Annotated in this window: 20 protein-coding genes; 17 read left to right on the forward strand and 3 right to left on the reverse strand. The window is 55.8% G+C overall.

The window, feature by feature from the left end; translation table 11 throughout:
• The first annotated feature begins 6 nt into the window (after window positions 1-6).
• The 10 genes from ACG9DO_RS00085 to ACG9DO_RS00130 all read left to right on the forward strand — a co-directional run bounded on the left by ACG9DO_RS00085 (window position 7) and on the right by ACG9DO_RS00130 (window position 13,073).
• Entirely contained in the window at window positions 7-1,521 is a 1,515-nt protein-coding gene (locus tag ACG9DO_RS00085) for an efflux transporter outer membrane subunit (RefSeq protein WP_394729445.1), read from the forward strand.
• Entirely contained in the window at window positions 1,518-2,819 is a 1,302-nt protein-coding gene (locus ACG9DO_RS00090) for an efflux RND transporter periplasmic adaptor subunit (protein ID WP_394729447.1), read from the forward strand. The genes ACG9DO_RS00085 and ACG9DO_RS00090 overlap by 4 nt, the downstream gene beginning before the upstream one ends.
• On the forward strand, window positions 2,816-6,079 hold the full coding sequence (locus tag ACG9DO_RS00095; protein ID WP_394729449.1) for an efflux RND transporter permease subunit: 3,264 nt from the start codon (window positions 2,816-2,818) through the stop codon (window positions 6,077-6,079). The genes ACG9DO_RS00090 and ACG9DO_RS00095 overlap by 4 nt, the downstream gene beginning before the upstream one ends.
• Before the next feature lie 65 nt (window positions 6,080-6,144).
• Window positions 6,145-7,377, forward strand: coding sequence for a glycosyltransferase family 4 protein (locus ACG9DO_RS00100; RefSeq protein WP_394729451.1), 1,233 nt, complete (start codon window positions 6,145-6,147; stop codon window positions 7,375-7,377).
• 152 nt (window positions 7,378-7,529) lie between these two features.
• Window positions 7,530-8,129: a 2OG-Fe(II) oxygenase gene (locus ACG9DO_RS00105; RefSeq protein ID WP_394729453.1), complete on the forward strand. Its 600-nt coding sequence runs from the start codon at window positions 7,530-7,532 to the stop codon at window positions 8,127-8,129.
• 151 nt (window positions 8,130-8,280) lie between these two features.
• Window positions 8,281-9,390 carry a nucleotidyltransferase family protein gene (locus ACG9DO_RS00110; protein WP_394729455.1) on the forward strand — a complete coding sequence of 370 codons (1,110 nt, stop codon included), beginning with the start codon at window positions 8,281-8,283 and terminating at the stop codon, window positions 9,388-9,390.
• Window positions 9,387-9,683 (forward strand): hypothetical protein, encoded by a 297-nt coding sequence (locus tag ACG9DO_RS00115; RefSeq protein WP_394729457.1) that lies wholly within the window; start codon window positions 9,387-9,389, stop codon window positions 9,681-9,683. Before ACG9DO_RS00110 ends, ACG9DO_RS00115 begins: the two co-directional genes overlap by 4 nt.
• Window positions 9,680-11,572, forward strand: coding sequence for an asparagine synthase-related protein (locus ACG9DO_RS00120; protein ID WP_394729459.1), 1,893 nt, complete (start codon window positions 9,680-9,682; stop codon window positions 11,570-11,572). Before ACG9DO_RS00115 ends, ACG9DO_RS00120 begins: the two co-directional genes overlap by 4 nt.
• Window positions 11,573-11,777: 205 nt before the next feature.
• On the forward strand, window positions 11,778-12,686 hold the full coding sequence (locus ACG9DO_RS00125) for a hypothetical protein (RefSeq protein ID WP_394729461.1): 909 nt from the start codon (window positions 11,778-11,780) through the stop codon (window positions 12,684-12,686).
• An 84-nt stretch (window positions 12,687-12,770) separates the two neighbouring features.
• On the forward strand, window positions 12,771-13,073 hold the full coding sequence (locus tag ACG9DO_RS00130) for a PqqD family protein (protein WP_394729463.1): 303 nt from the start codon (window positions 12,771-12,773) through the stop codon (window positions 13,071-13,073).
• 94 nt (window positions 13,074-13,167) lie between these two features.
• On the opposite strand, the gene ACG9DO_RS00135 is transcribed toward ACG9DO_RS00130, so the two are convergent.
• On the reverse strand, window positions 13,168-15,858 hold the full coding sequence (locus ACG9DO_RS00135) for an autotransporter domain-containing protein (RefSeq protein WP_394729465.1): 2,691 nt from the start codon (window positions 15,856-15,858) through the stop codon (window positions 13,168-13,170).
• 420 nt (window positions 15,859-16,278) lie between these two features.
• Between ACG9DO_RS00135 and ACG9DO_RS00140 the strand changes: the two genes are divergently transcribed.
• Window positions 16,279-17,778 (forward strand): EAL domain-containing protein, encoded by a 1,500-nt coding sequence (locus tag ACG9DO_RS00140; protein WP_394729467.1) that lies wholly within the window; start codon window positions 16,279-16,281, stop codon window positions 17,776-17,778.
• Window positions 17,779-18,784: 1,006 nt separating this feature from the next.
• Here the strand turns inward: ACG9DO_RS00140 and ACG9DO_RS00145 are convergent.
• Window positions 18,785-19,477, reverse strand: coding sequence for a response regulator transcription factor (locus tag ACG9DO_RS00145; protein ID WP_394729469.1), 693 nt, complete (start codon window positions 19,475-19,477; stop codon window positions 18,785-18,787).
• 369 nt (window positions 19,478-19,846) lie between these two features.
• Here ACG9DO_RS00145 and ACG9DO_RS00150 point away from each other — a divergent pair, with 369 nt between their 5' ends.
• The 6 genes from ACG9DO_RS00150 (at window position 19,847) to ACG9DO_RS00175 (ending at window position 22,946) form a co-directional block, all read left to right on the forward strand.
• Window positions 19,847-20,398, forward strand: coding sequence for a helix-turn-helix transcriptional regulator (locus ACG9DO_RS00150; RefSeq protein WP_394729471.1), 552 nt, complete (start codon window positions 19,847-19,849; stop codon window positions 20,396-20,398).
• A gap of 51 nt (window positions 20,399-20,449) precedes the next feature.
• Entirely contained in the window at window positions 20,450-20,773 is a 324-nt protein-coding gene (locus ACG9DO_RS00155; protein ID WP_394729473.1) for a hypothetical protein, read from the forward strand.
• Window positions 20,774-20,830: 57 nt separating this feature from the next.
• Entirely contained in the window at window positions 20,831-21,298 is a 468-nt protein-coding gene (locus tag ACG9DO_RS00160) for a hypothetical protein (RefSeq protein ID WP_394731291.1), read from the forward strand.
• A 110-nt stretch (window positions 21,299-21,408) separates the two neighbouring features.
• Entirely contained in the window at window positions 21,409-21,633 is a 225-nt protein-coding gene (locus ACG9DO_RS00165; protein ID WP_394731288.1) for a JAB domain-containing protein, read from the forward strand.
• Window positions 21,630-22,067 (forward strand): winged helix DNA-binding protein, encoded by a 438-nt coding sequence (locus ACG9DO_RS00170; protein ID WP_394729475.1) that lies wholly within the window; start codon window positions 21,630-21,632, stop codon window positions 22,065-22,067. Before ACG9DO_RS00165 ends, ACG9DO_RS00170 begins: the two co-directional genes overlap by 4 nt.
• A gap of 228 nt (window positions 22,068-22,295) precedes the next feature.
• On the forward strand, window positions 22,296-22,946 hold the full coding sequence (locus tag ACG9DO_RS00175; RefSeq protein WP_394729476.1) for a PilZ domain-containing protein: 651 nt from the start codon (window positions 22,296-22,298) through the stop codon (window positions 22,944-22,946).
• Between the two features lie 437 nt (window positions 22,947-23,383).
• Here ACG9DO_RS00175 and ACG9DO_RS00180 read toward each other — a convergent pair whose 3' ends face one another.
• Window positions 23,384-24,883, reverse strand: coding sequence for a putative bifunctional diguanylate cyclase/phosphodiesterase (locus tag ACG9DO_RS00180; RefSeq protein WP_394729478.1), 1,500 nt, complete (start codon window positions 24,881-24,883; stop codon window positions 23,384-23,386).
• Window positions 24,884-25,204 lie beyond the last annotated feature (321 nt).

The following is a 25,204-nucleotide window of genomic DNA, read 5'->3' on the forward strand; positions in this document are numbered from 1 at the left end:
AAGGTCATGAAGGGGTTCAACCTGCCTTTCCTGCTTGGCGCTTCGGCTTGCCTCGCCTCCTGCATGTCGATGGCGCCCTCTTCCTCGCAAACCGAAGTGGTCAAGCGGCTGCCAGAAACCTTCAGCGCAGGCACTTCAACAGAAACCTATGCTCCGCGCCAATGGTGGGCGGCCTTCGAAGACCCGACGCTCGACGCGCTGGTCGATGATGCCTTGCGCGACAATCTCGACATCGCTGAAGCCGCGGCGAGATTGAACCGCGCGCGCGCTCAGGCACGCGTCTCCAAAGCGTCCCTTTTCCCTTCAGTCGATGCCAGCGCAGGCGCTACATCCACCAGCAATCCGCTTGCCGGCAGCGCGTTCGGCAATCTCGGCAGTTTCCCGATCGATCGGATCGAGAACGATAGTTTCTCCACCGGCGTTGCCGCTTCCTACGAGCTCGACCTGTTCGGGCGCGCACGCAATGACTTTGCCGCAGCGAAAAGCGATGCATTGGCCTCGCGCTTTGATTACCAGGCGGTCCAGCTTTCGGCCGCGGCCGAGACAATCTCCACCTATTTTGACCTGGTCGATACCGAGCGTCAGCTCACCCTGGCAGAGCGGACCTCCTCCATTCTCCAGGATCGCGCTAAAAGAACCGAGGAGCGTTTCCAGCGCGGCGTGGCTGAGAGTTTTGAACTCTACCAGGTCCGCCAGGACCTGCGCGCGACCGAAGCTTCGATCCCGCAGCTGCGCTCGCAGCTATCGTCCACCAAAGGCAGACTGGCTGTGCTTGTTCGGCAATATCCTGACGAACTCGAGCAGCGCCTTGAAGGGCCGCTGCGCCCGCGCCTGGTGTTTGATCCCATACCTGCAGGCCTGCCGATCGATTTACTGGCGCAAAGACCAGACGTCGCTGCCGCATGGTCACGCTTTGAAGCAGCCCGCCTTCGCATCGGCGCGCGCCGCGCGGAGCGCTTCCCGCGCATTTCGCTGTCCGGATCGCTTGGCACCCAGGCCAATAATGCTGATGACGCGTTTGATTTTGCAAACAACTGGACCAGATCGCTGGCAGCCAATCTTCTCGCTCCGCTGTTCGACGCGGGCAGGATCTCAGCAAACATCAAAATAGCCAGAGCCAATTACGACGAGCAAGCAGCAAGCTATTCGCGGACGGTCCTCAATGCGCTGCGCGAAGTGGAAACGGCGCTCACGGATTATGACGAGCAGAGAGATCGCTACCTCTTGATAGCGCGCCAGTTGGACGAGGCTCGCTCGGCGCTCGATCTCCAGGAGCAACGGTTCGCATCCGGCGTGGGGAGTTACATCGCCTATCTCGACGCCTTGCGTACGACCTACCAGGTCGAGGCTGCGCTTTCGTCTGCCGCGCGCTCCGCCGCGCTCGCAAGGCTTGGCGTCCATCGAGCTCTGGGCGGCGATTGGGGCGGCGATCGGACCAGCGACGCGCCCGCCGGACCTGCGGTTTTGCCCCCTTCACCTGAAAGCGCTGCGCCCGTCGTTGCAGCAGAGAAAGACCTATGACGCGTCAAGCAAAAATCTCTCTTGGCCTGATTGGTGCCGCAATCCTCCTCGCTGTCCTGATGGTATGGCTGCGCCCGGTCGCGCAGGAGCGCGAACGCGCTGAAGTCAGTCCGCTGGTCGAAACGATCCTGCTGGAGCCGGCCTCCGGCAGGATCCCCATTGTGGCCATTGGCAATGTGGAAGCGATCGAGGAAGTCACCGTGTCGGCCCAGGTGTCCGGCCGGATCGACTACATCAATCCGGCATTTCGCGAAGGCGGCCTAGTTGGCCGCGGCGCGCTCCTCCTGAGCATCGAACAGGCTGACTATATCAACCGGGTTCGTATAGCCGAGGCCGATGTTGCCGCGCAGGATGTCGCGGTCCAGCAAGCCATGCAGGAAGTTGCGATCGCGCGCGACGAGGTCGAGCGCTTCAACGAGCGCAGGCAAGCTGGCACCAGCGGCTACCGCGACGATGGAGGGTCACAGATTCTTCCTCCCTCAGCTCCTGGCGCTGCTCCAACACCGCCATCGCCAACATCGGGCACCATCAACCCGCTGGCAACGCGCGAGCCGCAATTGCGTGCTGCGCAGGCTGCCAAGAAGCGCGCTGAAGCCAATCTTGCCGAGGCCCGCCTTGCGCTAGCACGGACCCGTGTCACTGCTCCCTTCTCAGGGATAGTGGGGCCGCAAAGCGCTGCCCTCGGCACGCTTGTTCAGCCAGGCCAGGCCTTGGGCAGCATCGCATCGAGTGATGCCTTTGAAGTACGCGTCTCGCTGACGCCCGAGGAGGAGGCGCTTATTCCCGGCGGCGCATCCAGCTCGAAGAGCCGCATCCCCGCGACGGTCAAAGTAGTTAGAAATGGCAAGACCTATCAGTGGGGCGCTTATGTTCACCGGGTCGATGCAGCGCTCGACCCGCAAACGCGCAATGTGGAAGTCTTTCTGAGGATACCCAACCCTCTAAGGGGCGCTCGAAGAGTGGCAAAGGGTACGGAAAACTTCGCTTCTGACCGCGCACCGCCCCTGCGGCTTGGATCGATCGTCGAAGCCGAGATCGAAGGCTTGTCCGCGGAACGATACGCGCAGATCCCGGCGCGCGCGCTGCGCCCAGGCAATGTGATCTGGATTGTGCGTGAAGGGCGCCTGCGCATCCTTCCTGTGCGCGTGATCTATCGAACCGATGAGACTGCTTTCATCACCAGTGACGCCCTCGCTGAGAACACAAGACTGGTCATCAGCAATCTGACGGCGCCCACAGACGGGCAGAAGGTCAGGCATGCTGGCGGCGCCAACAAGCCTGATGGCGCTGACAAGTGACCGGTTCAGACGATCCTGCGAACGAACCGAGCGAACTGCCGCGCGACCGTTATGGCCGCGAACTGTCCGATCGGGCGCGCGATCGGACCGGGCTCATCGCGTTCATGGCGCGCAATGGCGTTTCGGCAAACCTGCTGATGATCTTCATCCTCGTGGCTGGACTGGTCTCCTTTTCGCGTATCCCCCAGGAGGTTTTCCCAGAAAGCAGCCTCGATACGATTGCCGTGAGTGTCGCTTATCCGGGCGCCACGCCCGCTGAAATCGAGCAATCGATCGTTCAGCGCATCGAAGAGGCCGTAGACGCCATTGACGGGGTCAAGAAGGTCACCGCAACGGCGTCAGAAGGCGCTGGAAGCGTGAGCATCGAACTCGAGAGTGACGCTGACAATGCGCGCGTCCTCGATGAAGTGAAATCGGAAATTGGCCGGATCGACACCTTTCCTGACGATGCCGAGGAGCCCAACATCCGCGAGCTGACCTTGCGCCAGACAGCCATGCGCATTGCGCTTTACGGCGATGTTCCGGAACGCGCGCTCAAGGAAGCTGCCTATTCATTGGAAGATGCGATTGCGGCCCTGCCTGCGGTCAGTTTTGTTGAGACCAGCGCGGTTCGTGACTACCAGATCTTGATCGACGTGCCGCAGGAACGCCTGCGAGGCCTCGGCCTGTCCTTGAACGAGATTTCGCGCACCATTTCTGCCGGCAGCCTCGATAGTCCGGCCGGCTCGATTGATACTCCAACCGATGAAGTTCGTTTGCGCACTGTCGGGCAGAACTATGACCAGCAGGATTTCGAGAACATCGTGGTGCTCAGCACGCGCGAAGGCGGTATTCTGCGCCTGGGCGATATTGCCGAAGTCACCGATGGCTTCGAAGATGCCGACCTGATTACCCGCTTCAATGGCCAGCCCGTTGCCTTCGTCGACATCTATCGCACCAGCGACGAGCGGGTCCTCGACGTCGTCGATGCGGTCAAGACAATGCTGGAAAGCTATGACCGGCTTCCGCAAGGCGTAAGTTACGCGATCTGGGAAGACCGGTCCGAAGTCCTGCAGGACCGGCTTGGACTGCTCCTGAAGAATGCGGCGTTCGGCCTCTTTCTCGTGCTGGTCGCATTGACGCTGTTCCTCGACATCCGCCTCGCAGCCTGGACGGCGGTGGGGATCGGCGTCACGTTCTCAGGAGCCTTCTTCCTGCTGGAGCTCGCTGGATCGACGATCAACCTGTTCTCACTCTTCGGGTTCATCCTCGCACTCGGTCTCGTGGTCGATGACGCAGTCGTTGTCGGCGAGAACATCAGTTCGGAGCGCGAACGGGGCCGCAGCGGCCTCGGCGCGGCCATTGCCGGTACCCAGCGCGTCAAGATCCCGGTGATCTTTGCGGTCCTTACAACGATCATTGCGTTCCTGCCTCTTACCGCGGTCGAAGGCGGAATTGGCCGGGTCTTTAAGGATGTACCGATCGTGGTCCTCGCCATCCTTAGCCTTTCCCTGATCGAGGCGATGCTGATCCTGCCCTATCACCTCTCGCATCTGCCGGCTCATGGTGCGCATGCCAAGAACCGGATCACCCGGTTCTTCGAGCGGGTCCAGACGGCTGTGAGTGAACGCATGAATGCCTTTGTCGAAGGACCGCTCGATCGCGCCGTGCGGTACTGCGTCACCGCCCCATACGTGGCTGTTTCTGCCGCAATCGCGATATTGATACTCTTTGTCGCGATGATCCCGGGCGGAATCATCAAGGCGAGCTTCTTCCCCGAAATCGAAGCTGACCAGGTCGTTGCAGCGCTCGAAATGCCTTCAGGCACGACAATTGATCAGACCTCGAGGGTAACCGCGCGTATTGAAGAGGCTGCAGCCAGAGCGCTGGCGCGCTTTGATACCGATAATGATCCCGATGCTTCGTTCGTCGAAGCGCAGTTCACGGTCATAGGCTTGCGCGAAACACAAAGCGGCCCCGGTACGAGCCAGCGCTCGCTCAAGCCGACCCTCGCTACCGTCGAGATCGCGCTGGTCCCCTCTGGCGACAGGACCGTGTCTGCGCAGGAGATCGAGCAGGCATGGCGCGAGGAGATTGGCGAGATGCCAGAAGTGCAATCGCTGACGATTTCATCGACCCTCGTCAATTTCGGCGAGCCTGTAAACGTCAAGATTTCGCATCCTGACGAGGACACATTGGATACGATCCGCGAGCGGATGATGGTCGAACTATCCAAGATCCAGGGCGTGTTCGACATAGAAAGCGACCAGGACATTGGCATGCAGGAGATCGCCCTGAAGCTGAAGCCTTCAGCGAGGATCCTCGGCGTCACGCTCCAAGATGTCGCCTCGCAGGTTCGAGCGGGTTTCTTCGGGGCTGAGTCCCTCCGCGTTCAGCGCGGGCGGGAAGACGTAAGAGTGTATGTTCGCTTGCCCGAGGAAGAGCGCAATTCGATTTCTGACATCGAGAAGTTCCGTATCCTGACGCCAGGCGGCTTCACCTCGGTCGGTGCAGTCGCCGACATTGAATTTACCACAGCACCGTCGCAGATCAGGCGCGAGGATGGTCGCCGTGTTGTAACCATCACAGCCGACCTCGATGAAGACGTGATTTCCGCTCAGGAGATAAATCGTGTGCTCGAAGATGATATCCTGGCTGGGATTTCGGCTGACTATCCGGAGCTGAATTACAGTTTTGGCGGCCTTCGAGAAGCTCAAGCGGACAGTTTCGGCCCGCTCGGAAGTGCCTTTGGCCTTGCGCTGCTCGCGATCTACGCGCTGCTGGCGGTTCCCTTCCGTTCGTATACGCAGCCCTTGGTCATCATGGCGGCAATCCCATTTGGCCTGATCGGCGCGCTCCTGGGGCACCTGCTTCTCGGCATTCCGGTTGTAATCCTCTCAGCCTTTGGCATCGTTGCGCTTTCAGGTGTCATCATCAATGGATCGCTGGTCCTGATAGATTTCTTCAACGAGAACCTCAGCGAAGGAATGTCGCCTGAAGAGGCCATCATTGATGCCTCCAAGAGCCGGTTCAGGCCCATTTTCCTGACCGCGATCACGACTTTCCTCGGTGTTGCACCGATAACATTCGAGACCAGTGTTCAGGCTCAATTCCTGATCCCGATGTCGGTCAGCCTTGGATTTGGTGTCCTCGTCGGGACCATCCTGCTGGTGCTTGTCATTCCGGCGCTGGCCATACTCCACCACCGCGCGAAAGAACGCATGATGGCTTTGTTTGGCCAGAATTCGGCAGAAGATGCGCCAAGCGAACAGCTTGCGTAGCCGGGGCAAACTCGAGAAATGAAGGGGTGCGCAGTGCCAATAAAATTGGCATGGCTGGAGCCAACATGAAGCTGATTTTCATCAACCGGTTCTTCCATCCGGATGAATCCGCGACCTCTCTCATGCTGACCGATCTCGTTTGCGGGCTTGATGCGCCAGGGGTCGAACGGCTCGTGATCACCGGCAAGGCTGGCTACACCGAAGAGGCAGCCGGCATGCCCGAGGGGTTGGACGGGGCCAAGGTCCTGCGCTTGCCAAGCCTTCCCATCAGCAATCAATCGCTGTTCGGGCGCGCCCTCAATTTCATCGCCTTTTATTGCGGGCTTGTTGTTGCCGGCCTTGCTCATATCCGCCGCGGCGATATCGTGATCTGCCTGACCGATCCGCCGTTTTCCAATGTGGTGGTGCATTTCCTTTCGAGCCTCAAGCGCGCGCGCGTCATCAACTGGGTGCAGGACATCTATCCAGAAACCGCTGCAAGGCTGGGGTTCGGATCGGAAAGTGGCTGGCTGGTCCGGCTCGCGACCCGCATGCGCGACCGGGCCTGGCAAGGCGCTGCAGCCAATGTCTGTATCGGCGAAACAATGCGCTGGCATCTTGCATCACATGGCGCGCCAAAGACCCGCCTGCACGTCATCCCGAACTGGGCGGACGAGCGAGCTCTCACACCGCTCGACGCCGACGCCAATCCGCTGCGCCGCGAATGGGGGTTTTCGAGCGATGATCTTATCATCGGCTATTCGGGCAATCTCGGCCGAGCGCATGATGCGGCGACCATGCTGGGTGCAGCGAAGCGCCTCGCCGCCGAGGGCGAAACACAGATCAAGTTCCTGTTTATCGGCGGCGGCGCCAAGCATGCGCTTCTTTCAGAAACAGCTAGCGAGCCCGATCTCGCCGCCATTGTCCAGCGCCGCGGCTATCGGCCGCGCAGCGAGCTACGCGCAAGCCTGTCACTGCCTGATGTTCACTGGCTCTCGCTTGAGCCCGAGCTCGAAGGCCTGATCGTCCCAAGCAAGTTCTATGGCGCGATCGCGGTAGGCAGGCCGATTATCTTCATTGGCGATCCTGAGGGCGAAATTGCCCGCCTGATCAGGGACGCGAACTGCGGCACCAGCTGTAGCAAAGGGGATGTCGAGGGTTTAATAAACTTTCTGCTGAAGCTCGAAGCGGACCCCGATCTGGTGCAGCGCCTCGGCCACAATGCGAGAGCCTACTGCGAGCGCTACCTGCGGCAAGAGACGCGACTTCTCCAATGGCAGCGTGTGATCGCCCAGGTGGGCAATTCGCGAAGTAGCTGATGCCTGTGAGAACTCCAGCATTGCAACGCACCAGGTTCAGAAGCTGAGGATCATATGCGTGGGGGAAATGGCTTGGCCCTGCGCTCTCCATCTTTCGATCTCTCTACGCTTACCCTATGGCGTAAACAGCAATCCTCGAGCAGGGATCGATCATGCCGCTACCACCCCCTCCGCATCTAGTCGCAGATCGATTTCTGTCTGAAGCGGCCAATCGTGACCTGCTCAGATTTGCGATCGGCCATGAAGATGAATTCGCAGCGAGCAAGGTAGAGGGCGAGGTCGCCTCAGGTGATTTGCGGAAATCATTGAGATTTGATGGCGATCTTAGCCCTATCGAAGCTGACTTCTCAGGCCGTGTTGATGATGTATTCGAACATATCCTCGATCAACTCGGCATTCCCCCGTTCGAGCCAAGCCACTACGAGATTGAGCTCGTCGCTCATGGTGATGGAGCCTATTACAAACACCATATAGATACCTTTACGCGCCACCAACGATTGTCGGCTCAATCCGACCGCGTGGTCTCCTGCGTCTATTACTTCCACACCTTACCCAGGACATTCGAAGGCGGTGATCTCGCGCTATTCGGGATCGGCGCCACACAACCCTATTGCGTGATCGAGCCCGCAAACAACCGGATGGTCGCGTTTCCCTCCTTTGTCATGCATGAAGTGAAGCCGGTAAGATGCGCAAAGAGAGAGTTCAGCAATGCGCGCTTTTCGCTCAATTGCTGGATCCATCGGAGTATCTGAGAATGGATGGCCGACTGCAGTCGCTTGTTAGCCTCGCGCATTCAAAGCAAGCGCGCGAAGCAAAAAATTCAAGCGCGGAGGGTCGGATGACGACTCGATGAACACCGACGCGCCCATTGACCATTTTCTCGCTGCATGCCTGCGAGGAGACATGCCCGATTACCCCGATGGTCTGCGAGAAGAGACGGGGCAAGACCGTGTGATCGAGCGAGTTTGCTTTCATGGGATAGCGGGGCTTCTCCATGAAAAACCTCGAGCCCTGTCCGAATGGCCGAGCAAGGCGCTGGGCACTGTCAGGCAAGAGGCGCTTGGCCAGGTCTTTTGGGAACTGCGGCACAAGGCGTTGCTCGACGGCTTGTTGGACGCACTCGAGGAGCGCGATGTGAGCTCCGTTCTGCTCAAGGGTACAGCCAATGCCTACACTCTTTATGACCATCCGCACTGTCGGCGCAGAGGCGATAGTGACCTTCTGATCAGACAATCGGATCTTGCCGTTGCACGCGACGTCATGACTACAGTTGGCTTTGCCAGGCTCACCGCACCTCCTGGGCGATTTGGCGACTATCATTTCCAGGAAGTCTGGAGCAAGCAAACGGGCGACGGGTTGCACCACGATATCGACCTGCATTGGATGGTCACCAACTCGCAGGTGCTTGATCGCGTGCTTAGCGTGGACGAGGTGTTCAATCGAGCGATCGAATGTCCAACCTTGCGAGCCTCGGCTAGAGTCAGCGATCCTGTTACCCGACTGATGCATGGTTGTCTCAACCGGAAGATGCATTCCCGCAGCGGATATTTCTCGATTGATCGGAATTATTACGAGACCGATCGCTTGATATGGGCAGAAGACTTCCGGCGGTTGATGCTTGGCTTCTCGGCTGAGCTATGGGACGAATTCTGCAACCGCTCCAAGCGGCGGGATCTTGCTCACATCTGCCTGGAAGGCGTGCGGTTTTCGCGAGATATGCTGGATGCGCCCTTACCTCCAGAGATAGAGGCTGAGCTCGAAGCGTCGCCTCGGCAGAACTGGGTGACGCAGTATATCGATCGGCCAAGCGAGACTGGTCGCCTGCTCGAAGACCTCCGCGCCATGACGGGAATTCGTCGCCGCGTGTCCTTGGTGCTCGCGCGGCTCTTCCCATCAGCTCAGTTCATGAGAGACAAGTATCCCCAGCATCATTCATGGCCGGTCATCGGCCTATATGCGATGCGGATTGCAGCAAATGGCTATCGGGCAGCGCAGCGGATTTTGCGGCAATGAAGACCAGCTATGGTGCCCCCGGCCCAGCGCGGCTAGGCTACCGGATCGAAAGCGCAGCAGCGCAGGGACAAGCGCTCGTGCTTTTGAGTCAGGCTTTGGCCATGCTCAAGTTCGAAGCAGGAGACGGCTTCGCTGCAAATTGTCACGATTGCATGGCAAGTCACGCGAACAAGGCCCTCACAATCTACCGCTACATCGCTGAGGTGGCTTCATGGGACATCAAAGTGCGAGAAGCCAAGGTGACCCAAAGGACCAAAGTTGAGCCTTTGCACAAGGCAGGATCCCCGGCATGAGCGGCATTTGCGGGATATTCGACACTGACCCCGGCAAGGTGCGCGGCGAGGACCTCGACGCGATAGTCAAAGCGCTGGAGCGCCGCGGCCCCGAACGCAGTTCAGTCTGGCGTGGTGAGAGCATCGCGCTTGGCCACACTCTTCTCGCCACAACACCAGAGGCCCTGGTTGAACCAATGCCACTGCTTCATTCCCCAAGCGGCTGCGCTATCACTGCCGATGCGAGACTGGATAACCGCGATGACCTGATCGCTCGCCTTGGCCTCTCGGATAATCGGGGCTCCCTCGGTGATGGAGAACTGATCCTGCTGTCCTATCTCAAATGGAGCAGAGGCTTTGTTGAGCATCTCCTTGGTGACTTCGCATTCGCAATATGGGACCCTCGCACGCGTGAGGTCGTTTGCGCGCGCGATCCGATGGGGATGCGGCAGTTGCATTTCGCTTTGGTAGGCACAACCGGATTCGTTTTCGCGACGGACCCCGAGGCCGTGCTCCGACATTCAAAGGTTGGACATGCTCTCAACCAGGCGAGGATTGCAGACTACCTCGCTGATTACGAGGCATGTGAGCTCGGAGCGACATTCTACCACGATGTTCAGAGGCTCCCGCCGGCAAAGCTGATGGTCTTCGGCGCGAGCGGCATGAGCGCCCAAACCTACTGGCGCCTGGAGGAAATCGAAGAACTCAACCTTCCCAATGATCAGGCCTACTCGGAGGCGTTCCTCGAGGTGTTTACCGAAGCTGTGCGTTGCCGTCTGCGCTGCGCCGGCAAGGTCGGAGCCATGCTGTCCGGTGGGGTCGACTCCGGATCAGTAGCGGCCCTGGCGAGCAGGCTGCTCGATCAGCAAGGGCAAGGGCCGCTGATGACATTTTCAGCAATCGGCCCGGATCAGGATCAATGCAAGGAAACAGCCGCAATCAGACGGGCCAGCACCATTCCCTATATCGATCCCGCCTTCGTTTCCTTCGACAAGCTCGCTGAATTTCAAGCTGACCTGGAAGCGCTCACGGACAACAGCGGCGAGCCATTCGACAATGATATGACGCTAATCAGAGCAGTCTACCTTCTCGCGGCCAAGCGCGGCGTCAAAGTGGTTCTCGACGGTGTTGCCGGCGACACCACGCTACCGCGGCAAGACGAAATTCCCAGCTACATGCGGCGACTGCAATGGGGCAAGGCATGGCGAGAGGCCAAAGGCAGAGCGCAATTCTGGCATAGCGAACTTTCAGCATGGCAATCGCTCGCCAGAGGCATGTACCTCGCCGTGACGCCATCGTGGCTGCGGGATCTCCGAGGTGAACTGGCAAGGAGGTTCGGCGCGCATCAAGATGCCGGCCACCCGCTCATCACGCCCGAATTCGCCGAACGGATAGACTTCGAGACAAGGCGTGAGCTCAACCGCTTGAATCTCGATCCGATTACGCATGGATTATCGCCGAGACAATTCTCCCTAGTCCATCCCTACATCATCGTCGCGCGAGAGCGGTATGACCGCGTTGCTTCAGCCCTTGCGATCGAGGCACGCGATCCGTTCAGGGATATTCGCCTGGTCAAATTCTGTGCCAGCCTGCCTGCAGAGCAAATCGAAGCCTCGGGATGGCCGAAGATCGTGCTCCGACGTGCGGTACAGGGACATTTGCCCAACGAGGTGATCTGGCGCATGGGAAAGGAGCACCTCGGGCCTCAATTCACTCGCAATTTATTCAAACGCCGTAGCCTTCCTTGGGGAAGATCGCCTAACTGGGCGGATAGAGTGTCACCCTTCATGGCCAGCTCGATGCTTGCAGCTGCCGATCAATGGCGGGCGAATGATGCCAATCTTGACGTTGCCACACAGGCCTTCGCACTTGCAATTTGGCTCCAAAACCATGTAAACGCCGGCCCATGAGCAAAAAAAGGACATCAGTGATGGCGCCAAGCCTGAAAATTGGCAATGAACGTCAGCGCCCTTACCAGTCGCCCTCGCTGACTGTCTTTGGTTCTGTGGCGCAACTAACAGCGGGCGGAAGTTCGACCGCGCGGGAGTCTGCGCCTGGAGCTCCGGCCTTAAAGCGACCATAAATTAGCCCCTTACCCGCCCCGGAGCGGACCGTGTGACGGTCACGGCAAAACAATCGCAATCCTACATGTACGATCTACCGCGGCTGCCAGGTTGGGTGTTTGACAGAGCACCTCGAGCAAGTCCTGGTGTCGGGCTTTCTGATGAGGCGATATATTCGAGCGATGAGAATTATTCGGTTCGCCGCCTCGGCAGATCGTCAGAGACCTTACTCGTAGCCTTTCAAGTCGGTGTAGAGTTCGAGGTGTCATTCGGTGCCAGGCGTATTGCATTGACCCACGCAGCGCCTCACCTTCCTGAAAACACCATCCGGCACCTCCTGATCGATCAACTCGTCCCGAGGGTCATCGCGCAGCTCGGCTCGCTTGTGGTTCATGCCTCAGCCGTCAAGGTGGGAAACAAGGCGGCACTCTTCCTGGGCGATACGGGACAAGGCAAATCCACTCTTGCCGCGAGTTTCATGATGGCTGGACACGAACTGATTTGCGATGACGCGCTTTGCGTTGAATGGTCAGCACAAAAACCCGTTGCGGCTCCGGTATTCCAGGACCTCCGGCTAAATTCGGACTCGATCGAAAGCATATTCCCGAATGCGCCTGCCACCACGACTGTGGCTCATTATTCGTCCAAGCGGCATGTGGCAGTCGCGCCAGATATATGCGCTGACGAAGGGCCTTTTCCCATCGCTTCCATTTTCATGCTTGCTCCAGCGGCTACTGGTCCAACAAGGGTTGACCGTCTTGTCGGGGGGGAAGCATGCATGGCACTTGTACAGCACAGCTTCCTGCTCGACCCACAGGATATACAGAACGCAGCAAAGCGGCTAAAACATTGCGAAGCGATCGCGCAATCCATTGGGGTCTTCAAGGTTAGCTACAAGAAGCAATTTGCAAAACTCCCGGAACTTCGGAATTCCATTCTCACATGCCTGAAAACTCATTGAATTTCCACGATGCCATTTTCCACGAAGCCATGACGCCATGGCTTAATGCAAAACAACGCGGCGTGCGGTGAGCTGGATCTCACGATGACAGATGTCTTTTTTCAGAAGCTCAAGCCAGCCGATGATATCGTCGAAAGCCAGTTGGGCGACGAGACGGTCGTGCTCCACCTTGTTTCGGGCACCTATTACGGCTTGGACGAGATCGCTACACGTATATGGAAGGCGCTCAAGACCGATGTGCCACTTCGTGAGATTTGCGCAGAAATCAGCGATGATTTCGGTGTCTCCCGCGTACGGGTCGAGAGGGACGTTGAAGCATTGGTCGAGCAATTGCTCGAACAGGAACTGATCTTGGCTGCCGAGCAAGATCCGGATGGCGCTTCATAGACGGCAGCAAGCAAAAGCCGAAAATGGGGGGAATTCAAGGAGCTCCAACACAGTCATTCTGGCGGAGCTCCTCACAATCGATCCTGTGTCGGCTTTAGAAGCGCAAGCCGGCCGTGACGCCGAAGCCCTCTACATCGCCAAAGTCGGCCCAGACAGAAACCATCGGCCCGCGTGCCTTCGTTCCACCTTCGATACCCAGTTCGACCCGGCCCCAGTCGCCCCGGCGCAAGGTATCAACGACCACTGTCGAACCGTTGCTCGTCGCAGAAAGCGTGCCGCTTGCATCGAATTCCTGGTTCCAGCGCGCTGCTACATAAGGCCCGATACCCTTATTGAGGCTAACGCGCGCGCCGACTGATCCGTGCGTAGCGCTTGCATCGCCAATGCCGTAATCGATCATGTCAGCAGTAAACCCGTCGAATTCCTGTTTTCGCCAGGAAATGCCGGCGTCAAGCGCAACCCGAACCGAGCCACCCACACCCATACGGTAAGCTACGCGTCCTTCAGCACTGGTGGAATCGGCTTCAAGCTCAAGGCCCTGGAACGCTACGCTATCAAGCGTAACGTCGTTCCAGTCGGTTCGGACCAAAAAAGTCGCTGAAAGCCCGTCTTCATCGAGGCCTGAGGTTCCCAGGCGCGCATAAACGCCAACGTTCCAACCATCGGTTTCAATCTCGTTTGCCGAGCCTTCGAACTCGCTTTCTGCAGACTGGTAGCCAAGCGTGACCCCAACGAGCAGCCCGCCACTTTCCGAGATCCAGTCAAAGCCGCCCTGGAGGCCGTAGCGTACCGTTTCGAGCTCCTGATCGAGCGTCGTCGCACCGACCACGGTAGAAACGGTGCTGACATCGCCGAGCTCGTCTTCAGCGGCAAACACATTGCCCCACGAGCCAAATCCGCCATCTCGATGCGCTGCACTCAGATAATCGAACACTGCCGAGCTCGATGCCTGATCCATGCCGTAGAGCAATGCAGGCAGAACCGCTGGTTCGAACGCTTGCTCGTTGGGGGCTGCAATTATCGAGAACTGGCCGCCATTCTGAATCAGACCAAACTGCAGAAGGGCAGAAATCTGCGAGCCATCAAGCACGAAGGCGTCGGCATCGGCGCTGTCTGCATTGACCAGCACCAGGCCTTGAGCATCGGAACTGACCGGTACTATCTGGTTCAAGACGATCGTCGTGACGCCTGCTGCATTACCAAGGATACGCAGCTGGTCAGCACCAGTGCCAGCGTAGTCGAGGACCACAGTGGCAGACCCTGAGCCGACATAATCTCCTTCGATGGTCAGCGTGTTGAGAGTGTTTCCTTCAGACAGGTCAATCGTGCCGCTGTTTTGAAGAGCGGCCGACGTTTGCAAGGTGGCATCGCTTCCCGCGGAGATCGTACCAGCATTCGTAAAGCCCATGAGCTCTTGGAACAGGGTAAGCCCTGGTCCAACAAGAAACATTCCATTGCCTGTGTTGTTGAACGTTTCCAGGCCCGCTGGCGCCATCCCGTCGGCAAGCGAGAATGTGCCATCATTGTTGATGGAATCCATCCCTGCGCCAAACCCATTGGCACTGGAAAGGTCGAGCGCACCGCCCGCTTCAACCGTGATCGTATCATTAGCGTCAGTAAGTTGAACCGAGCCCACCAGCGATCCGCCAGATCGGATGATAACGTCGGTCGAGCCCCCGGTGGATTCCAGCGCATTGCCAGCCGTTGCTGAAAGCATGCCACCAATGGTAACGCTCGCGCCACCACTCTGATTGATTGCAACGCCTGTCGTCCCGGAAATATCGCCTTGCGTTTCCAGCGCGACCGAACCGCTTCTGGTGAACAAGAATAACGCCGTGCCGTCGGCCGCTGAAACCCCGCCTTGCGTCAGGACATCGATGTTTCCTGCATCAGTCGTGAAGTGGATAGCGTTGGTGCCTTCACCCTGAACGCTCGCACCGCCAATGCTTGCAGTAAGATCGCCCATGACAGCGGAAGCTGATACAGCCCGCGAACCATCGCCAAGTGTGGTCACCACGCCGGTCGTGATGCTTGCTGATCCATCGGTTCCATCGATCGAGGAGGTCACGACATTAACGCCTCTCGCGTTCGCTCCCTGGGTGGAAATATCGCCGCAGGTAATCGAAACGGTATCGTTCTTCGAGCGTGCATTGATCGCGTCAGCTGAATCGCCAGACGTTCTGACATCAGCACAAACAACACTTACTTCGGTCTCAGCATTGACACGAATTCCAGGCGCCCAGAATCCCTCGGTATACACCTCACCCGTAACGGTTAGATCAACGGCGCCATCGGAAAATGCGAAAATCCCGTAGGCGTCATCGCCTAGGGTCGTGACTTCACCATCGATATTGGCAAGGATGTCGCCCCCATCGCTGGTGACAAGCGAAACGCCATCGGCGAAATTCGCGCCATCGAACGTACCGCTGGTGTAAATATCGCCGGTTACCGTCAGGTCGATGCCGCCTGCGCCTGCTGAAAGGTGAATACCCGGCGCGCCATCGACAAAGGTCGCTAGGGGTTCAAGAGCGTTCAAATCAACAACAAGTGTTGGTGGCGTGCCGTCGACAGAAAAACCGGGGCGCGCTGTCAGCGTGACACCCGCTGTTGCGGTGCCGGTTACGACTACGTCGCCGCCTTCCGTACAGCTGATATTGCCAGCACCATCAATCGAGCAAGTAACTTCACCATCAGGCGTTGGCACTTCCGCGTAGGCGGGTGAGCTAAGGAATGAAGCTCCTAATATGGTTGACGCACAAATCGAGATTTTGAAGGTCTTGATCATTGCTTGCACTCCAATAATTCTTGGACAATCAGAATTTTCGGAGAGCGTTATCGCTCAAGCAGCGGCAAAATATAGTAAGTCTCGATCCAGTAAAATTGGCTAACACCCTTTCAATGATCTGGTAATAATTTGCCTGAAATCTAGTCTGCGTTCTTTCACAAGAGCTGATGGTTTCCAGATCGAGAAGAACAACCCGAGTTCAGGCCTTGATGTATGATGGAACCAAACTCGAGTTTCATAACCGTCCTTAAGGAAAAGAAACAATTACAACAGTCACGCCGAGACATTCTCGACACGCGCCATGAACGCTCGGGTATCTGCCTTAGATGCGGTGATGGGAGTTTCTATACTGAAAGACTAAGTAGAAACCCTGAATGAACAAATACGAAGATCGTTAGAACTCTGCGATACTTTTGTGCCATGCCTGGAGTATCGAAATCGCTCACCTCGCTTCTGGTCGCTGCTGGTGCGGCCATGGTGGCCCTTACGAGCCTCGCGATGGTTGGAATTCTGCTGAGCCTCGAATGGATCGGCCATTATAATTGGGCTGCACCGGTAGCGATGGTGGCCTGCTCAAGCGTCGCAAGCCTACTGGTCATGAGCCATCTCAATTCGGAACTTGTTGGTTGGAAGGAAAGGAACGCGATTGAAGCGAGAACCGATCCACTCACGTCGCTTCTCAACAGAAAAGCAATGGTCGATACCGTAAAGCGAAAGAGTAAAGAGGCTTCATCGCAATCGGTGCTCGTCTTCTTGGATCTCGATCGCTTCAAGCACGTCAACGACACTCTGGGCCATGATGCGGGCGATGCGCTCCTAAAGAAGGTCGCATTCCATCTGGTGTCGAGGACTTCCTTCAATGAAGTCTTCAGGTTGGGAGGCGATGAATTTGCCTTGGTGTTGGAGAATTGTTCGGTTGATCAAGCGGTGAGCACTTGCTTGCGGCTCCATCGCGAAATTGCCAGAATCCATGACATTGGTGAAGGATGCGCTGAAATAGGCTGCAGTTTTGGCATTGCCGAGATCGACGGTCTGACAGACCCTGCCGATGTCATGCGTCGTGCCGATCTGGCAATGTACAAGGCCAAGAATTTGAACCTTTGGGTTCAGGTCTTTGACCATGAGATGCTCGAGCAATCGATGCGCGATACCGACCTCGCCATTCAACTCGAAAGGTCCCTTGCTGACAGAAAGGGGTTGTCATTGGAGTACCAGCCGATCGTGTCGCGATCCTTTGCAGTAGTGGCCCTCGAAGGTTTGCTGCGTTGGCACACGGATGAATATGGTTCGGTAGGTCCGCGTGAAGCGCTGACGATTGCTAGACGGACGCGGCAAACGATCGAGATTTCCTTATTCGTAGCACGCCAGGCTTGCCTCGACCTTAGGAATTTTCCTGACTTGATCATGTGTATCAATGTCGAAGCCTCGCAGATCAGTGACCATGAATTCCGTTCGGAATTCCGGAGCTTGATTGGTGAACTTGGCTATGAACCCTGTCACTTCCAATTGGAATTCGAGGAAGCCGACTTAATTGCAAACAAGGCAAGGCTTACACCTGTCTTGCAGGAAATGTCCGATGCAGGATTTGTCATTGCTGCGGACAATTATGGATCCAGCAACTCCTCCTTGAGCGTCTTGAGATCGATGGGCGTGTCAGCAGTAAAGCTGGACAGTTCAATCCTTCATGAAGCGCGCGCGATGCAGAGTATTGCTGTGCTAAGGGCCAAAGTAAATCTCGCATCATCGCTTGGTGTTACCGTAACCTGCAAAGGGATCATGGACCAGGAAGACGAACAAATTGCCCTTCAGTCTGGCTGCGATTTCCTTCAAGGCTTCAGGTATGGTCATCCAGGCGACGCCCAGTCTATTTGGATTGGCACAAGACCGCGGAATGCAATTGCGCAAGTCCGATCGGCGTAATTAAACCTGACAGATGTTGAAGCCAGCTGCTTTGAGTTCGCTTCAATTTGGACCCAATTCAACTGGTTTCAAGAAAGCCAGCAATGCATCCTAAAGGCGTGAAAAAGGATTATTCTCCCCCAAAACTTACTCGCCTCAAGGCGGTGACTGACCTCGAAACATTGTCTAGTCAAGCCGAAGAGAGTTCATATGCGAGCCTTAACGGGCGTGAAATGCTCGCAGTAATCCAAACAGCCTATGATGAGATTGGTTTATCCGGCGCTCATCAAGCGGATACAAAGAAAAGTGTCTTCCTTCATATCTCGCACGGGAACCTGAGGAAGGCTTTACAATGCGCGATCATGGGAGGCATCCGAAGAACTTGAACCTCAAGTGAGTTTGCGCAGCTTGAAGAATCCTTTTTCGCCGTTGATCGCTCGACGAAAACGATCCACGTTTTTGGCCCCGCCTAGCTTAATCCGAACCGCCACTATCTCACGCGCCGGCCTCATCTGAGCAGAAGAAAGCCTTCGCGGCAGCGCCGCTTATTGAGGGGGCCCTGCTTGGGGAGATGTCGACAAAGAGAAATTCGAAAAAAATTAGATCCAAAATGGACTAATTGATATAGCCCTCGCTGAATCAAGTGTGAGGGGCACCGATTTTGATCACTGAACAATTACAGCCAGAGATCTGGTTAAGCGAAATGCTGGACCTGGTTGACGATTGCAAGCAGCAGTCCGGAGTTAGCGAAAGGGATCTTATATCTCGATGTCAGTCCCTGCTCCTCAGATGCCCGAAAGCAATCGGGATCGCTGCTCTCACGATGCCGACAAAGAAGGCTTCAGCGTGGCTGGAAGCCGAAGCCTACGTAAGCCTCGCCCTTGACTGTATAGGTCCCGAGCTTTCCTACATGATCAGCAGATCGACAGACGACCGATATATGTGCACGGTCGCTTTCCCCAATCACGAGATTGAAACCAATTTTGAATCCCCAGTGCAGACCAACGCGATCATCGGCGCGTTGGCCTCAGTTTACATTCTTGTTTTTAACGGCCCCGCCTGGGTATCCGGGCAGAGGTGAGCCAGCGTCGAGCCCTGCATCGCGATGGCGCTCATCACCTTCCTGCATACCCGCCTGAGTAGCCAGGCGCACGGCCTCGCCTGTTGACTTGACGCGCGTCTTCCTCATCAGGTTTAGTCGATGTTGCTCGACTGTGCGCACACTGATCTGCAATCGATCTGCTGCTTGCTGGCTGGTTAATCCATTGCCGATACAGCTAAGTACTTCTTTTTCCCTTGGCGATAGAGATTGCAAGCGCTTCCTCGCATCGAGTTCGCGCCTTCGATAGGTCGAGATCTGAGATCTCTTGGCTTCTATCCTCGATAGACTGCGCGCGAGCTTTTCAGGTGTGACTGGCCACGCAAGATAACCAATTGCAAACTCGGAAACTGCATGAACAACCATCTCGATTTCGGGTTCGACCGCATAGGCGATAACAGGAGCCCACATTGCCTGCGCCTCCAGATGTTCAGCGATATGAGAGAGCGATAGTCCATCATCAAAGGCGAGGATCACGGTAACTCCTGAGCCCAGAGTTGGTGCCTCCAGAATTTTCTCACAGGGCTCAACATGGAAGCCTTGTTTCGATAACTCAAAGCTGAGCTGGGCCCTCCGCCTGTGGTCCGTATCGACAACGAGCAGCGTATCGATCCTCTGCATGTGCAACCCCATCTACTATAGTTAACGGTCTATCTTTGATCATCGAAGTTGCAGAAGCGCAACTTGGTCCAAAATGGAATGATTTAGCAGGAGCGGCCGGGCGGAATTCGAACAACGAACAATAGGCACTTCTAGCTTGTCGTCCCTCACCGGAGCTTCAAGGACTGAGCGCTCAAATCCCTGCAAGTTCTTTTGTGGCGAATGCGCTCTGATAGGGAGACCTGAAGGTCGAGCCAATGACAACCTCGCCTCGGCTGATCGGCTTTATCCAAGAAGTTGGCATCAGCTTGTGCTACTATGGATACGCTTTGTCGACCCATCACTCGCTTTGTCGACCCATCACTCAACGCCCGGGCGGCCCACCCTTAGTTGGCCTACCCAATTTCTCAAAACTGGTGTAAGAAAAACGTCATGAATGCCCCGTTCAACAAAAACGCCGCCAGCGGGTTACTTGGAAACCTCACCAAAGCGCAGAGGGACGTGCTGGACCGAGTTTTGCTGCATCGGACTTCCAAGGAAATCGCCAGAGAGCTAAATATTTCGCCGAACACCGTGGATCAGAGAGTGAAGGCGGCGAGACAGAAGTTAGGCACAGCGGACCGAGCTGAAACTGCGCGGCTATATGCTCAGCTCAAATTGATATGTGGTCAAACCACATATGATACACCGGTGATCGACCTCGAGACAACGGACAAGCAAGAAGGGCTCCGAGAGTTGTCTTCGGGTGATGTTTTCACGTTAAGGGACGCACAGATTGGTCGCGACTTTTATTGGGAACACCCTGCGGATCCTCTTGAGGCTCTGGACGCCAAGTTTGGACGTTGGGGACGTGTGGGCGCGATCTTAGTTTGTGCCCTTGCTATTGTGCTCATCGTCTTGGTCGTAACCGCCATATCGGTCACGATTGGCAATCTTGTTTGACCAGGCCTCCGTTTTAATCGTGCGAAAAGTTCGCAGACGGAGCATTAAACTATGGGCAATCTTTCTAACGTTCACGCGATCAGCAGCCGGATCCACGGCATTGAGGATCGGCTTGATCTGCTGCTGGCTGAGGCCGGGGAACTAATGGCAGAGATGACAAAATACCGAATTGAAACAGACATGGACGCAAACGTCGGCCAACGAGCCCTGACTCGCCTAGCTGAAATGCAATCATCGCTTGTTGAAGCCCGCCTGAGAGCATGCGGGACACACTCTGATCTCAAGAAGATTATTGAGACGTCAGATATCCCTTTCACTTGTCCGAAGTTGGCCTCTGAGGGACCGAAAACGCAATCGCTTCGTCTGGCTGGGTAACCTGAGCATATGTGGCCAGACCTGCACGAAGTCAGCGTCGTAATTTTCTTCTCAGGGATGGCCGTTGTTCTGATCCTTGCATTGGTCAAGGGCGGCACGCCGGAGCGCATAGGGGTAGGGCTTCTCGTGGGCGTAACCAGCCTGCAAGCGATCCTATACGCAACCGTGCCGCCTCGTTTCACCGAACTAGATCTTATTGCTGGCCTAGCTGACCTTGCATTTTTCCTCGGTTTTGGATGGCTCGCAATAAAAGCCAAGAGGGCATGGCCTATATGCGCATCGGCATTCCAAATTATCAGCTTAGCAAGTCACGTGGCTCGCGAGATCCAGATCCAGATCGAGCCGATGGCATATTCGATCATGAAGAGTACGCCAACGGGTATGGCAATTATCCTGATTGGCATTGGCACTGTAATGCACATGCGCAGGTTGAACGCGAATGGCGAAGATGCCGATTGGACGGATTGGAATCGGTTAAGGTTGAAACGTTCAAGACTGGGCACCGACATTCAATCTTCAATCTGATCAAAATACTGGGCAACAGGGAAAGCGAGATACTCATACTGATTGCATTTGCTGAAGATGAGAGTTCCCCGGCAGTTTTTAGCTTCAGCAACCTAAGCCGCGAAAGGATTGTGGGCTCGTTTAATGGTCTCTTTTCGACGCTGATGGAATCACGGGCAAGCAGTTTCCTGATGGTCCACAACCATCCGTCCGGAAGTGTCATGCCCAGCAAGGCCGATCTTTTCTTTACTTGGAAGGTATCTTCGCGGTGCATTGATCTGGGAATTGATCTGATAGATCACTTCATAGTCGCGGACAGATCCTTGCTCTCGATGCGAAGGGCAGGTTTGTTATGAGCATTGAGCCCAACCTGTCAGTTGCCCTGTCAGATGCGCTTGCCGAACTGCGTGAGCTGATTGCAAGAAATGACACCTTTGCGCCGGAAGACCGTGCATCGGTAGTGACTCAAGCCAAGCGGGAAGTGGCCAACCGGACTGCTTGCCGCCTCAACTTCCCCGGAAATTCTTATTCGGAGGCCACATGGCAGATGCTCCTGGAGCTCTATATTGCCGACCACGAGCAAAAGGCGATTGCTGTCACCAGCCTTTGCTTCGCATCAGGTGAGCCGCAAACCACAGCCCTCAGATGGATCAACCTCCTCGAGGAACACGGCCTTATCATGCGCAAACTCGATCGCGTGGATGGACGCAGGAAGCTCGTCAGGCTTACTCATGAAGGCCGCCGTCTGATCAAAGAGCATTTCCGAAAACGTCCTTATCAGTTGGTGTAGTGCCGACTGAACTGCTGCTGCTACTGTGGGCAGAAACGCCTGAGTTAAACGTTGGTGACAAACTCGCCAAATGTTTTCTCATTCCGGTATACGGTAAGCCAAGACAATGGTTAAAGGAATACTGCCCGGCGACCCCGAACTATTTCGTAGATCGATGTTTAAAAGAGTGACATCGGGATCTGCGAATAGGATAGAGTCTTCTAATTCCGCAGTTAGGGCGCGAGCGCAATGACCAAGTTATTGTCAACCTCAAATGTACATGTTCGTGCAACTGACACGGAGCCATCGGATCGCCGAAGCTCCTCGAGGACAGCCACGCTGTTTCGACCAGCTCTATTGGAAAGCGCTGATTTTCGTTCCTTCTGCCTTGTAAGGAACATCTCCGACACGGGCCTCAGATTAAGGGCCTATGCACACCTTAAAATTGCCCAGGAAGTGAGCGTAAGCTTTACTGAAGCACTGAACCTGACCGGGAAGGTCGTTTGGCAGAAGGGCTTGGAAGCCGGTGTAGAATTCTTCTCGCCCGTGGATGTCGAACCGCTGCTCAAGCAACTGGGGAACAAGTACTTCGATACGATCGCGCATCGTTCCCCGAGGCTTTTGGTCAGGTGCGAGGCTGAATTCGCAACATTGCAAGACCGACACCCGATTAAGATCGTTGATATTTCTCAGCGAGGCATCAAAGCCTTGATCGGTAAGAATCAGCCAAGCGTAGGCGAACCAGGGTCGCTGCGGGTTCCAGGCCTCGAGCCACGACGCTCAGTCGTGCGGTGGGTTCAAAGGGAGACTGTGGGATTCTATTTCCTTGAGCCAATTGGCTTTGATGAGCTTGGCCAATGGGTCATGCGCCAATACGAGGATGGAAACCTGGCGGTTTAGCAGGCTGGCATGACCATGGACTTGAGCGTGAAGCAAGTTTTGCCAATCCAGCTTTCGAACTGCCGTAATTGTCAAAGGACAACGTCCATCCCAATTCCGTTAAATCGGCATCGTTATCTTCTTGTGTATTCAGTCCAATAATCGCAACGGCTTTCTAATGTCGGCTAAAATCGATTTCAGAATTAGAGCGTTACAGGTCTGAGCGAAGCCCCGGGGCTCATGGGGGCAGGCAATATCGCTGAGTTCGCGATCCTGCGATTTACTATATCAGAGCCGCGCGAAAACAAAGTTGATCGAATGTGCCGATTGCGCGGATGGAATGACAGGCCTTGTGCAGCGACGCATCTCACAGAGGCAATAGATTTGACCAAGGCATAATGCGATCTACTCGCACGGCCTGGTCCATGCAAGGCGTGACAGCTAGGCGCGGCCCCAATCTACCGCCCTCGCCTTGCGAAACTTCGACGCTCATGCATGGGAATTTGAGGTGTGTATTGATCGTCAGGATCGATTGTCGCGGGTTCCTGTGCGAACAGAGAAGCACCAATATCTTCTCCTGACATGGCTTGACCATAAAGCCATCCCTGCACGTCCGTACAGCCAAGCTTAGCTAGAAGATGCTGTGTCGCCTCTTCTTCGACACCTTCTGCAGTAATGGGCAATGCCATGCCCCTCCCAAGCGAAGTTATCGCTTGAACGATTGCGTCGCTCTGCTTGTTGTGCATGAGCGAGGAGACAAAACTACGGTCAATCTTGATACGATCAAAAGGCAGTTCGCGCAGTTGGCTAAGAGAAGCGTAGCCCGTCCCAAAATCATCGATCGAAATCCGTATTCCCATATCGCGAAGGCGGTGCACACTCGTCAATGTCAACGACTTGTTGTCGAGAATTGCGCTCTCAGTGATCTCAAGCTCCAGCCGCTCTGGGGGAAAGCCAATTTCATTGAGCAGAGCCTCTATCCTTTCAGGTAGCAATGGATCCCTGAACTGGATGAGCGACACATTGACCGCGATCGTAAGTTCATTCGACCATGTTAGCGCTTGCTTTAACGCAATCTCCATCACTCTGAAGGACAATTCAGATATGACACCCGTCTCTTCTGCGACAGGAATGAATTGATCCGGCAAAACCAAACCCTTCTCAGGGTGGTTCCAACGCGCAAGAACCTCAAGGCCCTTCAGCCTGGATGTCTCAAGATCCATCAACGGCTGAAAATATGGGACGAATTCTCCGCGCTCCAGCCCGGTACGAATATCCGCTTCAAGTTGATTGCGCTCCAGCAGGTCCTTTTCCATGCTCGCATCGAACCAGACGTGCCGATTGCGTCCGGCACGTTTTGCTTCATACATCGCGATATCTGCCCGATGGAGAGTACCGGAGGGCTCTCCATTAGCTGCCCATGATGCGGCGATCCCGATGGATGCACTCACCCTCGCGAGGACATTGCCAATCTCAAAAGGCTGATCGATGGCTTTGACGAGCCTGGCGGCAAAGCGCGTCACCTCATCGCGCGAAGCTGCATTCCCCGCCAGAAAGATCACAAATTCATCACCACCCAAACGAATGTAGCTCGCTTCACTGGGTCCAATATCCATCATTCTCGTGGCGACCTCTCGCAGCAGCGTGTCACCAAGGGCGTGTCCGTAAAGGTCGTTTATCTTCTTGAAGCCATCCAGGTCGAGCAGCAGGACTGCATGCGGATCATTTGCAATGGATGGAAGGACGAAATCCTTGAGGTAACGGCGATTGTAGAGCCCGCTAGCTTCGTCGACATATGACAGCCGGTACTGCTCGCGGCGAGCTTCAAGCCTTTCTTCCTTGCGGGCCCGTAATTCGGTTACCCTGCGCCATGCAAGTATAATGAGGGCAAATGACAGAGCCAGAATTTCGAAAGCTTCTCCGCTGGCAAGAGCAGACTTCAGCCCCATATCCATCATGCCGAGCGCGAACCGGATGAAACTAATCGTAAAGAGACACGTAGCGCCAATGGCGACGAACCTGGCTATATGGTCCGAAGAGCCGCCCCCATCTCCTGTTTTATAATTCCATCGGTATCGCATCTGGTCCCACCCGCTTTGCAATGGTTTACCGAAACGCAGTTACAAAGGTGCTAACCGACCGATAGGTATTTACAGATTGGCGCATTAAGATTGAGGTAACTATGTTTGGGAAGTTTGGCTCAGCTGTTTCGTGTTTTCCGGTGGAAGCCTTCAAGAGTGGTGATAATCGCGCAATTGCTTACTGCTCGAGCGAGGCGG

Source organism: Altererythrobacter sp. GH1-8 (genome assembly GCF_043702085.1).
GTDB lineage: Bacteria > Pseudomonadota > Alphaproteobacteria > Sphingomonadales > Sphingomonadaceae > Erythrobacter.